This is a genomic window from Streptomyces kronopolitis (assembly GCF_014646275.1).
Classification (GTDB): domain Bacteria; phylum Actinomycetota; class Actinomycetes; order Streptomycetales; family Streptomycetaceae; genus Streptomyces; species Streptomyces kronopolitis.
Genome location: NZ_BMND01000036.1, coordinates 36,369 through 50,469 on the forward strand (window position 1 = coordinate 36,369; position 14,101 = coordinate 50,469).

The 14,101-nt window shown below is 72.4% G+C and carries 10 protein-coding genes; 6 read left to right on the forward strand and 4 right to left on the reverse strand.

Going from position 1 to position 14,101, the window contains the following annotated elements:
* Positions 1–18: 18 nt before the first annotated feature.
* Positions 19–3,045, forward strand: coding sequence for a bifunctional [glutamine synthetase] adenylyltransferase/[glutamine synthetase]-adenylyl-L-tyrosine phosphorylase (locus IEY78_RS28285; RefSeq protein ID WP_189103000.1), 3,027 nt, complete (start codon positions 19–21; stop codon positions 3,043–3,045).
* A 566-nt stretch (positions 3,046–3,611) separates the two neighbouring features.
* Here the strand turns inward: IEY78_RS28285 and IEY78_RS28290 are convergent.
* The 3 genes from IEY78_RS28290 to IEY78_RS28300 form a co-directional block, all read right to left on the reverse strand.
* A complete protein-coding gene (locus IEY78_RS28290) occupies positions 3,612–4,451 on the reverse strand; it encodes a phosphatase PAP2 family protein (RefSeq protein ID WP_189103002.1) in 840 nt (279 codons plus the stop codon).
* A gap of 118 nt (positions 4,452–4,569) precedes the next feature.
* On the reverse strand, positions 4,570–5,619 hold the full coding sequence (locus tag IEY78_RS28295; RefSeq protein ID WP_189103004.1) for a LacI family DNA-binding transcriptional regulator: 1,050 nt from the start codon (positions 5,617–5,619) through the stop codon (positions 4,570–4,572).
* Between the two features lie 24 nt (positions 5,620–5,643).
* Positions 5,644–7,302, reverse strand: coding sequence for a glycoside hydrolase family 13 protein (locus tag IEY78_RS28300; protein WP_189103006.1), 1,659 nt, complete (start codon positions 7,300–7,302; stop codon positions 5,644–5,646).
* A gap of 223 nt (positions 7,303–7,525) precedes the next feature.
* Between IEY78_RS28300 and IEY78_RS28305 the strand changes: the two genes are divergently transcribed.
* From IEY78_RS28305 to IEY78_RS28325, 5 genes are read left to right on the forward strand one after another with little or no spacing between them, the layout of a single operon-like run.
* On the forward strand, positions 7,526–8,812 hold the full coding sequence (locus IEY78_RS28305) for an extracellular solute-binding protein (protein ID WP_189103017.1): 1,287 nt from the start codon (positions 7,526–7,528) through the stop codon (positions 8,810–8,812).
* Positions 8,813–8,865: 53 nt separating this feature from the next.
* The gene (locus tag IEY78_RS28310; protein WP_373294264.1) at positions 8,866–9,744 is read left to right on the forward strand and encodes a carbohydrate ABC transporter permease; all 879 of its coding nucleotides are present in this window, start codon (positions 8,866–8,868) and stop codon (positions 9,742–9,744) included.
* A 2-nt stretch (positions 9,745–9,746) separates the two neighbouring features.
* Positions 9,747–10,610 carry a sugar ABC transporter permease gene (locus IEY78_RS28315; protein WP_189103021.1) on the forward strand — a complete coding sequence of 288 codons (864 nt, stop codon included), beginning with the start codon at positions 9,747–9,749 and terminating at the stop codon, positions 10,608–10,610.
* A 1-nt stretch (position 10,611) separates the two neighbouring features.
* Entirely contained in the window at positions 10,612–12,198 is a 1,587-nt protein-coding gene (locus IEY78_RS28320; protein ID WP_189103023.1) for a glycoside hydrolase family 13 protein, read from the forward strand.
* A complete protein-coding gene (locus IEY78_RS28325; protein WP_229700217.1) occupies positions 12,195–13,259 on the forward strand; it encodes a LacI family DNA-binding transcriptional regulator in 1,065 nt (354 codons plus the stop codon). Before IEY78_RS28320 ends, IEY78_RS28325 begins: the two co-directional genes overlap by 4 nt.
* A 16-nt stretch (positions 13,260–13,275) precedes the next feature.
* Here IEY78_RS28325 and IEY78_RS28330 read toward each other — a convergent pair whose 3' ends face one another.
* A complete protein-coding gene (locus IEY78_RS28330; protein ID WP_189103025.1) occupies positions 13,276–14,085 on the reverse strand; it encodes a hypothetical protein in 810 nt (269 codons plus the stop codon).
* Positions 14,086–14,101 lie beyond the last annotated feature (16 nt).

Here is a 14,101-nt window from a genome sequence, read left to right on the forward strand (position 1 = left end):
GCCACCGAGAGGCTGACCATGGCACTTCCCGCTCCGCAGGGACGGCGGAGCAGCACCTTCACCCGGCTGCTGAGGCACGGTTTCACCGACCCCTCGGCGGCCGGGGAGCTGCTGCACACCCCCGAACTCGCCGCCGTCAGCGACGACTCGGTGCTGCTCGAAGCCCTCGGTGCCACCGCCGACCCGGACCTCGCGCTGCGCGGCCTGGCCCGGCTGGTGGAGGCGCAGGGCGAGGCGGACGCCCAGCAGACCCTGCTGAGCACGGTCGTCGCGGCGAAACCGCTGCGCGACCGGCTGCTGGGAGTGCTCGGCGCCTCCGAGGCGCTCGCCGACCACCTCGTGCGCCATCCGCACGACTGGCAGTCGCTGGTCACCTACGAATCGGTCGATCTGCACCCCACCACCCCCGAGTTCGAGCTGGCACTCGCCGAGGGCATCTGGGGCGAACAGGGCGCCACCCGGCCGCGCGCGGACGCCCTGCGCACCGCCTACCGCCGCGCGCTGCTGGGCATCGCCGCCCGCGACGTGTGCGGCACAACCGATGTCGCCGAGGCCGCGGCCGAACTCGCCGACCTGGCCACCGCCACCATCCGGGCCGCCCTGGAGATCTCCTACGAGGAGGCGCCCGGCGACGCCGCGGTGTCCCGGCTGGCCGTCATCGGCATGGGCAAGTGCGGCGGCCGCGAGCTGAACTACGTCTCCGACGTCGATGTCATCTTCGTGGCCGAGGCCAAGGAAGGCGTCGACGAGGCCGAGGCGCTCCGGGCCGCGACCCGGCTCGCGGCCCGCATGATGCGGCTGTGCTCGGACAACACCGCCGAGGGCACCATCTGGCCGGTGGACGCCAACCTGCGCCCCGAGGGCCGCAACGGCCCGCTGGTGCGCACCCTCTCCAGCCACCTCGCCTACTACCAGCGCTGGGCCAAGACCTGGGAGTTCCAGGCGCTGCTCAAGGCCCGCCCGATGGCCGGCGACCTGCAGTTGGGCCAGGAGTACCTCGACGCGCTCGCCCCGATGGTGTGGGAGGTCGCCGAGCGGGAGAACTTCGTCGCCGATGTGCGCCAGATGCGCCGCCGGGTCGTCGAGAACATCCCCGCGGCCCAGGTCGAACGGGAACTCAAGCTCGGCCCCGGTGGCCTGCGCGACGTCGAATTCGCCGTCCAGCTCCTCCAGTTGGTGCATGGCCGCAGCGACGCCACCCTGCGCAGCGCCACCACCCTCGACGCCCTCGCGGCACTGGCGGCCGGCGGCTACGTCGGACGCCAGGACGCCGCGGCCCTGGACGCCGCCTACCGATTCCTGCGCACCCTGGAGCACCGCATCCAGCTCTTCCGGATGCGCCGCACCCATCTGATGCCCGAGGACGAGGGCGACCTGCGGCGCCTGGCCCGCTCGCTGGGGCTGCGCACCGAGCCCGTCGACACCCTCCGCAAGGAGTGGCGCTGGCACGCCCGCGAAGTGCGCCGGCTGCACGAGAAGCTCTTCTACCGCCCGCTGCTCGACGCCGTCGCCACCCTGGAGACCGGCGAGATCCGGCTGTCCGCCCGGGCCGCCGGCCACCGCCTCGAAGCACTCGGCTACGCCGACCCGGTCGCCGCGCTGCGGCACCTGGAGGCACTCGCCTCCGGCGTCACCCGCAAGGCCGCCATCCAGCGCACCCTGCTGCCGGTGCTGCTGTCCTGGTTCGCCGACTCCGCCGACCCGGACGCCGGACTCCTCAACTTCCGCAAGGTCTCCGACGCCCTCGGCAAGACCCCCTGGTACCTGCGGCTGCTGCGCGACGAGGGCGCCGCCGCCGAGAACCTCGCCCGGGTGCTGTCCGCCGGCCGGCTCGCCCCCGACCTGCTGCTGCGCGCCCCCGAGGCGGTCGCCCTGCTCGGCGCCACCGACGGGCTGAAGGCCCGCAGCCGCGCCGCCCTGGAACAGGAGGTGCTGGCCGCGGTCGGCCGCGCGGACGGCGCGGAGGCGGCCGTCGCCGCGGCCCGCGGGGTGCGCCGCCGCGAGCTGTTCCGCACCGCCGCGGCGGATGTGATCGGCGCCTACGGCACGGAGTACAGCCCGGCACACACCGACCACGGCCGCTCCGTCGACCAGGTCGGCACCGCGGTCTCCGACCTCAACGCCGCCACCCTGGCCGGCGCCCTGCGGGCCGCGGTCCGCGACCGGTGGGGCGACACCCTGCCCACCCGCTTCGCGGTGATCGGCATGGGCCGGTTCGGCGGCCGGGAGCTGAGCTACGGCTCGGACGCCGACGTCCTCTTCGTCCACGAACCGCGCGAGGGCGCCGACGAGCAGGAGGCCGCCAAGGCCGCCCACGCCGTCGCCAACGAGATGCGCCGGCTGCTCGAACTCCCTTCCTCCGACCCGCCGTTGCCGATCGACGCCGACCTGCGCCCGGAGGGCCGGTCCGGCCCCCTGGTGCGCACGCTCGCCTCCTACGCCGCCTACTACCGGCGCTGGTCGCTGGTGTGGGAGTCGCAGGCCCTGCTGCGCGCCGAGCCGGTCGCCGGCGACGCCGACCTGGGGCAGCGGTTCATCGAGCTGATCGACCCGCTGCGCTACCCCGCCGAGGGGCTGGGCGACGAGGCGGTCCGCGAGATCCGCAAGCTCAAGGCCCGCATGGAGGCCGAACGGCTCCCCCGCGGCGCGGACCCGACCACCCACGCCAAGCTGGGCCGCGGCGGCCTGAGCGACGTCGAATGGACCGTGCAGCTGCTGCAGATGCAACACGGCTGGGAGATCCCCGGCCTGCGCACCACCCGCACCCGCGAGGCCCTGGCCGCCGCGCACGCCGCCGAATTGATCACCACCGAGGACGCCGAGACCCTCGACGAGGCGTGGGTCCTGGCGGCCCGCGTACGCAACGCGGTCATGCTGGTCCGCGCCCGCCCCGGCGACACGTTCCCCGCCGACGGCCGCGAACTGTCCGCCGTGGCCCGCTACCTCGGCTACGAGGAGGGCCACGTGGGCGAACTCCTCGACGACTACCGCCGCGTTACGCGGCGGGCGCGAGCGGTCGTCGAAGAGCGGTTCTATGGCGGATAGCCCACGCTTTTGTCTTTTCCGCCGTGGTTTGTTGCGCGCCGTTTGTCGCCCGCTTCGCGGTGCGCTCGTTGTTTTCGCCTGCGGCGGGCGGGGCCGCTGCGCGGGGCTGTTGGGTGCGGTGGCGGTCCTGCGGGGTCGGTGTGTGGGACTGCTTCGCTTTACGTCCCACACACCGCCCCCTCCGGCCCGCCCCCTCCCGTTGAGGGGTGGGGAGAAGGCCGGTGGGGGTGCACGTGGGTGGGCGAGCGCGCCTCGTGGTCTACCGAAACAGCCGACGACGGACCGAGGCTCTGGCCGGGCACGACGCCCGCCCCCACCCACCGTCAGACATCCCCCACGGGAGGGGACGGGCCGGAGGGGCCTGGTCTGTGGACGTAAAGCGAAGCAGTCCACAGACCAGGCCCCGGAGGACCGTCACCGCACCCGACACCCACCCGCCCGCCGCAGGCGCAACGGCGAGAAGCCACTGCGGCGCCGCAGAAAACAACGCGGGAACAGCCCGCGCAGCGGAAAGGCAACGGCGAAAGACCACTGCGGCGCCGCAGACAAAAACGTGGGAAGAACGCTCAAGCGCAGCGGACCGGTACAGGCGACAGACGATGGGGAAGCCCCTTGTACCAAACCGTCGCCACCCCGAACCCGAAGGCCAGGCACAGGACGCCGCCGACCGCGTCGAGCCAGAAGTGGTTGGCGGTGGAGACGATGACCAGGAGGGTGAGGGCGGGGTAGCACAGGCCGAGGATCCTGGCCCACAGGGGCTTCGCCAGGAGGGCGATCGTGATGCCGCACCACAGTGACCAGCCGATGTGCATCGACGGCATCGCGGCGTACTGGTTGGACATCGAGGCGAGGTTGCCGGACGCCATCGAGCCCCACGTCCCGTGGTCGATGAGGGTGTCGACGAAGCCGCCGCCGGTCATCAGCCGGGGTGGCGCCAGCGGGAAGAAGTAGTAGCCGAGCAACGCGACGCCGGTGGTGGCGAACAGCGCCAGCCGCGCGGCGGCGTAGCGGCCCGGGTGCCAGCGGTAGAGCCAGATCAGCACGCCGATGGTGACGATGAAGTGCAGTGTCGCGTAGTAGTAGTTCATCGACACGATCAGCCACGTCACGGAGTCGACCGCGTGGTTGACGGTGCGCTCGACGGCGATGCCCAGGCTGTGCTCCGCCTGCCAGATCCAGTCGGCGTTCCGCAGTGCCTTGGCCTTCTGCTCCGGTACCGCGTTGCGGATCAGCGAATACGTCCAGTAGCTGACCGCGATCAGCAGGACCTCGAACCAGAGCCGGGGCATGCGCGGGGACCTCAGCCGGGCCAACCGGCCCTCGCCCGCCGGGCGGTCCGCGTCGTCCCCGGTGGGTGTCGGGGTGGTCGGCAGGCCGTCCAGAGTCCTCGTGTTCGCATCACCCATAGGCAGACAGTCTGCCAGAAAGGGACGTCCCGCCGATCATCCTTCGGTCGGGTATTCGAAGCCGCATATCGGTCTTGAGGGGGACGACGAACCCCCGCCGTTCTCGGGGGTGCGCCCGTCAGCGGGCCCGCGCCGGCTTGGGGATCCGGGCCGTTTTCGGGGCGGAGGCGGTCGAGCCGCGGACCACCAGCTCGGGGTGGAAGACGAACTCGCTGTGCGGGGCCGGGGTGCCGCCGACCTCCTCCAGCAGTGCGCGCACCGCCGCCTGCCCCATGGCCGTGACCGGCTGCCGGATCGTGGTCAGCGGCGGGTCGGTGAAGGCGATCAGCGGGGAGTCGTCGAAGCCGACCACGGAGAGGTCCCGGGGGACGTCCAGCCCGCGCTGCCGGGCGGCGCGGATCGCGCCGAGCGCCATCATGTCGCTGGCGCAGACGATGGCCGTCGCGCCCTGCTCGATCAGCGCGCCCGCCGCGGCCTGCCCGCCCTCCAGGGTGTAGAGGGAGTGCTGGATGAACGGCTCCGCCTCGGCCGGGCCGGTCTGCAGCCGCTCCTGCATGCTGCGGACGAAGCCCTCGATCTTGCGCTGCACGGGCACGAAGCGCTTGGGGCCGAGGGCCAGCCCGATCCGCCGGTGGCCGAGCGCGCCGAGGTGGGTGACCGCGAGATCCACCGCGGCGCGGTCGTCGGGGGAGACGAAGGGCGCCTGGACCTTGTCGGAGAAGCCGTTGATGAGGACGAACGGCACGCCCTGGCCGCGCAGCTGCTCGTAGCGCTGCATGTCGGCGGAGGTGTCGGCGTGCAGCCCGGAGACGAAGATGATGCCGGCCACCCCGCGGTCGACCAGCATCTCGGTCAGCTCGTCCTCCGTGGAGCCGCCCGGCGTCTGGGTCGCGAGGACCGGGGTGTAGCCCTGGCGGGTCAGGGCCTGCCCGATGACCTGCGCGAAGGCCGGGAAGATCGGGTTGTCCAGCTCCGGGGTGATCAGTCCGACCAGCCCGGCGCTGCGTTGGCGCAGCCGCACCGGGCGTTCGTAGCCCAGCACGTCGAGGGCGGCGAGCACGGACTGGCGGGTGGTGGCGGAGACGCCGGGCTTCCCGTTGAGAACCCTGCTGACGGTGGCCTCGCTGACACCCGCCTGTGCTGCGATATCGGCAAGCCGGGCGGTCATGGGTGGGACTGTACCGTTCTGCTGTCAGATTGCCCACCAGGTGCAGCTGTCACCGGGCAGCACCGCGCCGGCGCCGTCCACGGTCACCGGGGCGCTGGCCAGCAGCACGGTGCCGGGCGCCGGGAGGGTCAGGGGGCGGCCGAGGGTGTTGACGGTGCACAGCACGCCGGGGCGGCGGAAGGCGAGCACCCCCTCGGGCGCGGATTCCCAGCTCATCGAGGTGTCGCCCAGGCCCGGCAGCCGGCGCCGCAGGGCCAGCGCGGTGCGGTAGAGCTCCAGGGTCGAGCCGGGGTCGCCGGTCTGGGCGGCCACGGTCAGCGCGCGCCAGTCGGCGGGCTGCGGCAGCCAGCTGCCGCCGGGCCCGAAGCCGTACGGCGGCCGCTCGCCGGACCAGGGCAGCGGCACCCGGCAGCCGTCGCGGAAGCCCTCCTGGCCGCTGGTGTCCCCACCGCCGTCGGCGGCCGCGGCACCGGCGGCCGCGCCCGGGCGGCGGCCGCGGAAGAACGCCGGGTCCTGGCGGACCTCGTCGGGCAGGTCGGTGACCTCGGGCAGGCCGAGTTCCTCGCCCTGGTAGAGGTAGGCGGAGCCGGGCAGGGCCAGCATGAGGAGGGTGGCGGCGCGGGCCCGGTCCAGGCCGCCGCCGAGTCGGGTGGTGTGGCGGACCACGTCGTGGTTGGACAGCACCCAGGTGGTGGGGGCGCCGACCGAGGCGGTGGCGGCGAGCGAGGCGTCGATGACCGTGCGCAGCGCCCCGGCCTGCCAGGGGGCGTTGAGGAACTGGAAGTTGAAGGCCTGGTGGAGCTCGTCGGGGCGGACGTAGAGGGCGAGGCGTTCGGGGGTGGGCGCCCAGGCCTCGGCGACACCGATCACCGGGGTGCCGTGCGCCGCGGTGTGGCCGTCCAGCAGCCGGCGCCAGGTGCGGTGGATGTCGTGCACGCCGTCCTGGTCGAAGAACGGCAGGACCTGGGTGCCGATCAGCTGGGCCTGCCGGCCGTGGCCGATGTCCGGCAGGCCGGGTGCCTTGATCATGCCGTGCGCGACATCGACCCGGAAGCCGTCCACCCCCAGGTCGAGCCAGAAGCGCATGATGGCCTCGAACTCGGCGTGCACCTCCGGGTCGTCCCAGTTCAGATCGGGCTGTTCGGGGGCGAACAGATGGAGGTACCAGTCGCCGCGCTCGGTGCGGGTCCAGGCCGGGCCGCCGAAGACCGACTCCCAGTCGTTGGGCGGGAGTTCGCCGCCGGCGCCCCTGCCCGGACGGAAGACGTAGCGCTGCCGGGCGAGTTCGGGGTCCCGGAACCACGGGTGCCGGTCGGAGGTGTGGTTCGGCACGATGTCGACGATCACCCGCAGGCCCAGCTCATGGGCGCGGCGCAGCAGTTCGGCGGCGTCGTCGAGGGTGCCGAAGAGCGGGTCGACGGCGCGGTAGTCGGCGACGTCGTAGCCGCCGTCGGCCTGCGGTGAGGCGTAGAACGGGGTGAGCCAGACGGCGTCCACCCCCAGGTCCTTCAGGTACGGCAGCCGCTCACGGGCCCCGCGCAGATCGCCGATTCCGTCGCCGTCGCTGTCGGCGAACGAGCGGACGTAGACCTGGTAGATCACGGCGTCGCGCCACCACCCGGGATCACGGCCGGCCGAGGGGGCACGGGGGGCGGGGCTGGGGGAAGTGAGCTCCTGGGTCATCTGCCGTCCCTGTCGGATCAAGAGGCGTGCATGCCGTCACGCAATCAACGCGCGGGCGGGCACGGGGTGACGGTGCCGCGGGTGCCCCAAGGGTCCCGTTCCAGCCATCTCGTTGCAATTCGTTCCAGGGGTCTTGCAGAAATTTGCCGCAAAGTCTTTCGGTTTGTTTGCGGCGCTGTTACGTTCCTGACCGCCATCTGAGGCATTTCTCTAAGGAGTTCACATGCGGCGTGGCATACGGGGCGCAGCGGCCACCGCGCTGGTAGCGGGCATGGCACTGGCAGCGACGGCGTGCGGCGGGGGTGACGGGGGCAGCGGCGGCGACAGCTCGGGCGAACTGTCCGGAACCGTTACCTTCTGGGACACCTCCAACGACGCCGAGAAGGCGACGTACCGCAAGCTTGCCGAAGGTTTCCAGAAGGAGCACCCGAAGGTCCACGTTCAGTATGTGAACGTTCCGTTCGGCGATGCCAACGCCAAGTTCAAGAACGCCGCCGGCGGCAACTCCGGTGCGCCCGACGTGATGCGCACCGAGGTCGCCTGGACCGCCGACTTCGCCAACCTCGGCTACCTCGCCCCGCTCGACGGCACCCCCGCCCTCGACAGGACCGACGACTACCTCCCGCAGGCCGTCGGCTCCACGAAGTTCAAGGGCAAGACCTACGCCGCACCCCAGGTCATCGACACCCTCGGCCTCTTCTACAACAAGAAGCTCCTCAAGGACGCCGGCGTCGGCGTGCCCAAGACCTTCGCCGAACTCGCCGCCGACGCCAAGAAGATCAAGGCGAAGACCGGCGCCACCGCCCTCTACCTGCGCGGCGACGACCCCTACTGGTTCCTGCCCTACCTCTACGGCGAGGGCGGCAACATGGTCGACGCCCGCGACAAGATCGTGCAGATCGACGACGGCGCCGGCGTCAAGGCCTTCAAGACCCTCAAGGACCTGGTCGACTCCAAGGCGGCCGTCACCGACGCCACCGACGGCCAGGAGAACCAGCTCAAGGCCCTCAAGGACGGCACCGTCGCGATGGCCGTCGACGGCCCGTGGGACATCGAGGGCGCCCGCGCCGGCAAGGCGTTCCAGCCCCCCGCCGGCAAGGAGAACCTCGGCGTCGCCCCCGTGCCCGCCGGCTCCCGGGCCCAGGGCTCCCCGCAGGGCGGCTGGAACCTCTCCGTCTACGCGGGCAGCAAGAACCTGCGTGCCTCCTACGCCTTCGTGAAGTACATGAGCTCCGCCAAGGTCCAGCAGCAGACCACCGACAAGCTCAGCCTGCTGCCCACCCGCAAGTCCGTGTACGAGGTGCCGGCCGTCAAGAACAACGAGATGGTGAAGTTCTTCAAGCCCGCCGTGGACGGCGCCGTCCAGCGCCCCTGGATCGCCGAGGGCAACTCCCTCTTCGAGCCGATCAAGGTCCAGATGAACAAGGTGCTCACCGGCTCCGCCACGCCCGAGCAGGCCGCCAAGGCGACCGGCGACGCCTACCGGAAGCTGCTCAAGGACTACAAGTGACCGTTGCTGTACGGGTGCGCCGGGCGCTGGGCACCCACTGGTACGCGTGGACGATGGTCGCCCCGGTGGTACTCGTCATCGGGGTGATCATCGGCTACCCGCTGGCGCGCGGCGTCCTCCTCTCGCTCACCGACGCCGACGAGGCCAACGTCGAGCGGAACATCGGCGTCAACCACCTCCCCGCCACCTATAGGTTCACCGGCCTGGACAACTACAAGGCGGTGCTGACCGACGGCGTCTTCTGGGACCGCCTCGGCTGGACCGTGACCTGGACCGTCGCCTGCGTCTCGCTCACCTTCCTGATCGGCCTGGCCCTGGCGAACATGCTCAACCGCCCGCTGCGCGGCCGCACCGCCTACCGCCTGGCGCTGATCCTGCCGTGGGCCGTCCCCGCCTTCATCTCCGTCTTCACCTGGCGGATGCTCTACAACGAGAAGAACGGCATCCTCAACAAGCTGCTGGCCGGCGGCGGCATCGACGCCGTCCCCTGGCTCAACGACCCCACCTGGGCCAAGCTCTCGGTGATCGCCGTCAATGTCTGGCTCGGCGTGCCCTTCATGCTCGTCGCGCTCCTCGGCGGACTTCAGTCCATACCCGGCGAGCTCTACGAGGCCGCCGAGATGGACGGCGCGAGCGCCTGGCAGCGCTTCCGCCACATCACCCTCCCCGGACTGCGGGCCGTCAGCAGCACCGTCGTCCTGCTCTCCACCATCTGGACCTTCAACATGTTCCCGGTGATCTTCCTGCTGCCCCGGGGCGGCCCCGGCGACGCCACCGAGATCCTGGTGACCTACGCCTACCGGCTCTCCTTCGTCGACAGCCCCCGCGACTTCTCGATGTCCGCGACCTGGGGCGTCCTGATCCTCCTGCTGCTCTCGGCCGTCGCGGTGGTCTACCGCCGGGCACTGCGCAAGCAGGGAGAGGTGTGGTGACCATGACCCGCACACCGCCGGCCCGCACCGGCACCCGCAGGCGCGCCGAGCGCTCCCGGCTCGCCTCCGCCGGACTGCACCTGACCCTGGCCGCCGCGGCCGTGATCGCGGTGTTCCCGCCCCTGTGGCTGCTGGTGACGTCCTTCAAACCCCGCAACGACGCCTTCTCCACCGGCCTCGTCACGCACTTCACGTTCGCCAACTACACCCATGTGGTGGCCGACACCGAGTTCCTGGCCTGGTTCAAGAACTCCGTGCTCATCGTCGGGGTGACCACCGTCCTCGGCGTCTTCCTCGCCGCCACCACCGGCTACGCCGTCAGCCGCTTCCGCTTCCCCGGCATGCGCCCGCTGATGTGGCTGCTGCTGATCACCCAGATGTTCCCGGTCGCCGTGCTGATCGTGCCGCTCTACAACCTGCTGGCCGGCCTCGGCCTGCTCAACCAGCCCGCGGGCCTGGTCATCACCTACCTCACCATCGCCGTCCCGTTCTGCGCCTGGATGATGAAGGGCTTCTTCGACACCATCCCGGTGGAGATCGACGAGGCGGGCCGGGTCGACGGCCTCAACCCCTTCGGCACCTTCTGGCGGCTCGTCCTGCCGCTGGCCCGCCCCGGCCTGGCCGTCACCGGCTTCTACACCTTCGTCACCGCCTGGGCCGAGGTCGCCTACGCCTCCGCCTTCATGACCGGCGAGGAGAACCTGACACTCGCCGGCGGGCTGCAGACCTTCGTCAACCAGTACACCAACGACTGGGGTTCGATGACCGCCGCCGCCGTGATCATCGCCGTGCCGGCCGCACTCGTCTTCGCCTTCGCCCAGCGCCACCTCGTCGCCGGACTGACCGCCGGCACCACCAAGGGATGACATGACTCCACAGCACGACGTCACTCCTGCCACCGACTGGTGGCGCGACGCGGTGATCTACCAGGTCTACCCGCGCAGCTTCGCCGACGGCAACGGCGACGGCATGGGGGACCTGGCGGGCATCCGCAGCCGGCTGCCGTACCTGCGCGACCTGGGCGTGGACGCGGTCTGGCTCAGCCCCTTCTACGCCTCCCCGCAGGCCGACGCCGGCTACGACGTCGCCGACTACCGCGCCATCGACCCGATGTTCGGCACCCTGCCCGACGCCGAGGCCGTCATCCGCGACGCCCACGGCCTGGGGCTGCGCATCATCGTCGACCTCGTCCCCAACCACTGCTCCGACCAGCACGCATGGTTCCGCCGCGCACTCGCCGAGGGCCCCGGCTCGACGCTCCGCGAGCGCTTCCACTTCCGCAAGGGACGCGGCGAGAACGGCGAGCAGCCGCCCAACGACTGGGAGTCCCTCTTCGGCGGGCCCGCCTGGACGCGGGTGCCCGACGGGGAGTGGTACCTCCACCTCTTCGCCCCCGAGCAGCCCGACTTCAACTGGGACCACCCCGCCGTCCGGGACGAGTTCCGCTCCGTGCTGCGCTTCTGGCTGGACCTGGGCGTCGACGGCTTCCGGGTGGACGTGGCGCACGGCCTGGTCAAGGCCCCCGGACTGCCCGACATGGGCCACGGCGAACAGCTCCGGCTCCTCGGCAACCAGGTCCTGCCGTTCTTCGACCAGGACGGCGTGCACGACATCTACCGCTCCTGGCGCACCGTCCTGGACGAGTACGCGGGCGACCGCATCGCGGTCGCCGAGGCCTGGACCCCCACCGTCGAGCGCACCGCGCGCTACCTGCGCCCCGACGAGCTCCACCAGGCGTTCAACTTCCATTACTTGAACACGGACTGGGACGCGGCCGCGCTCCGCGAGGCGATCGACACCTCCCTCGACGCCATGCGCCCGGTGTCCGCCCCCACCACCTGGGTGCTGTCCAACCACGATGTCGTCCGCCACCGCACCCGCCTCGGCGGCGGCCTGGAGCGGGCCCGCGCCGCCACCCTCCTGATGCTGGCCCTGCCCGGATCCGCCTACCTCTACCAGGGCGAGGAACTCGGCCTGCCCGAGGTCACCGACCTGCCCGACGAGGTCCGCCAGGACCCCTCCTTCTTCCGGGACGCCGGCCAGGAGGGCCTGCGCGACGGCTGCCGGGTGCCGCTCCCGTGGAGCGGCGACGTGGCCCCCTATGGCTTCGGCACCGGCGGCAGCTGGCTCCCGCAGCCCGCCGACTGGGCGGCCCTCACCGTCGAGGCGCAGACCGGCGACCCGGACTCGACCCTGGAGCTGTACCGCACCGCACTGTCCCTGCGGCGCACCCACCCCGCCCTGGGCGCCGGTGCGTTCGTCGAGTGGCTGGACGCCCCCGCCGGCGTCGTGGCCTTCCGCCGCCCCGGCGGCCTGGTCTGCACGGTCAACACGACGGCGGCCCCGGTCCGGCTGGCCGCCCCCGGCCGGGTCCTGCTCTCCTCCCGCCGGCTCGATCCCTCCGACGGGGACTTCGCGCTGCCGGGCGACACCACCGTCTGGTTCGAGGAGTGACCCTGCCCGACACCCCCGCCACGCCCGCCCCCCTCCGCCTCGCCGACATCGCCACCCAGGCGCAGGTCAGCGAGGCCACCGTCAGCCGGGTGCTGAACGGCCGGGCGGGCGTGGCGGCGAGCACCCGGCAGCGGGTGCTCGCCGCGCTCGACGTGCTCGGCCACGCGCGTCCCGTACGGCTGCGGCGGCGCAGCGCCGGGCTGGTCGGGCTGGTCATCCCCGAGCTGACCAACCCGATCTTCCCGGCCTTCGCCCAGATCATCGAGCAGTCGCTGGCCGGCCACGGCTACACCCCGGTGCTGTGCACCCAGTTGCCGGGCGGGGCCACCGAGGACGAGCTCGTCGAGCAGCTGGAGGAGCGCGGCGTCACCGGCATCGTCTTCCTCTCCGGACTGCACGCCGACTCCCGCGCCGACCCCGCCCGCTACACCCGGCTGGCCTCCCGCGGCGTCCCGTTCGTGCTGATCAACGGCTACCACCCGGGGATCGACGCGCCGTTCGTCTCGCCGGACGACGGCGCGGCGGCCCGGATGGCGGTGCGCCACCTGGCCGAGCTGGGGCACGAGCGGATCGGGCTCGCCGTCGGCCCGGCCCGCTATGTGCCCTCCCGCCGCAAGGCCGAGGGCTTCGCGGCGGCGCTGGCGGAGTCGTTCGGCCTGTCGAGGGGGCAGGCCGAACGGCGCGTGCGGCACACCCTGTTCGGCGTCGAGGGCGGCCACGCGGCGGCCGCCGCACTCCTCGACGACGAGGGCTGCACCGGCATCGTCTGCGGCAGCGACCTGATGGCGCTGGGCGTCGTCCGCGCGGCCCGCCAGCGCGGACTGGAGGTGCCCGGGGCGCTCTCCGTGGTCGGCTTCGACGACTCCCCGCTGATCGCCTTCACCGACCCGCCGCTGACCACCGTGCGCCAGCCCGTCCAGGCCATGGCGACGGCGGCGGTCGGCGCCTTGATCGAGGAGATCCACGACCGCGCCCGGGGCCACCGCACCACCCGGCACACCGAGTTCGTCTTCCGGCCGGAGCTGGTGGTGCGGGGGTCGACGGGGCCGGTACGGGGCTGACCGCCGGGCCGACCTGTCAGGGGCGGGCGTCGGACGCCCGCGAGGCGGTCACCACCACCTGCTCCGCGCACCCGACCGCGCGCAAGGCGTCGCCCACGACCTCGACCAGCCACACCGCGACCTCCGGCGACCACTCCCGCACCCGGCAGGCGAACCGCAGCACGCCCCGCTCGCGGGCCTTGCGGTAGCCGTGCTCGCCGTCCAGGTCCGCCATGCCGGACAGATCGAGCCGCCCGGTGGCGACCTCGACCTCCGCGAGGTCACCGAGCCGCGCCGCGACGGCGTCACGCACGGCCGCCTCCTTGCCCCACCCCGCGGTGCCGGTGGCGGCGGTGACGCTCACCGCCACCGACGCGGACGGGTCGGCGAGCGCGAACCACTTCCGCATCTCCGCCAGGTCGTCGGAGGCGTCACCGACGAGTTCGTGCAGCGGGAGGACGGCGTGCAGCCCCGTGAACCGGACGTGCCCGAGCCGGTTCAGCGCGTCCGACAGGATGCGCGTGACGTGCAGGACCGGCAGCCGCGGCTCCCGGACATCGTCCGGGATGTCCGCCGACATCCAGGCCAGCTCCCGCACCTGCCCGTCCTGCGTCCAGTCCCCGCCGGCCAGGCAGTCGGCCCAGCGCCCCGGGTCCTGGACGACGCGGGCCTCGCCCCACCCCCGGTACCGGTAGGTCCAGCCGCCGGTGGAGTACCAGCCGTACGCCTCCGACCTGCGCAGGGCGAGGTCGAACAGCTCGCTGCCGGTGTCCTCGCAGGTCAGGTGCGACGCCCACGGATACCGGTCGAGCACTCCGTGCACGGCGACAAGCGTCTCGTAGTACACGCCAAGGGCCTTTCCG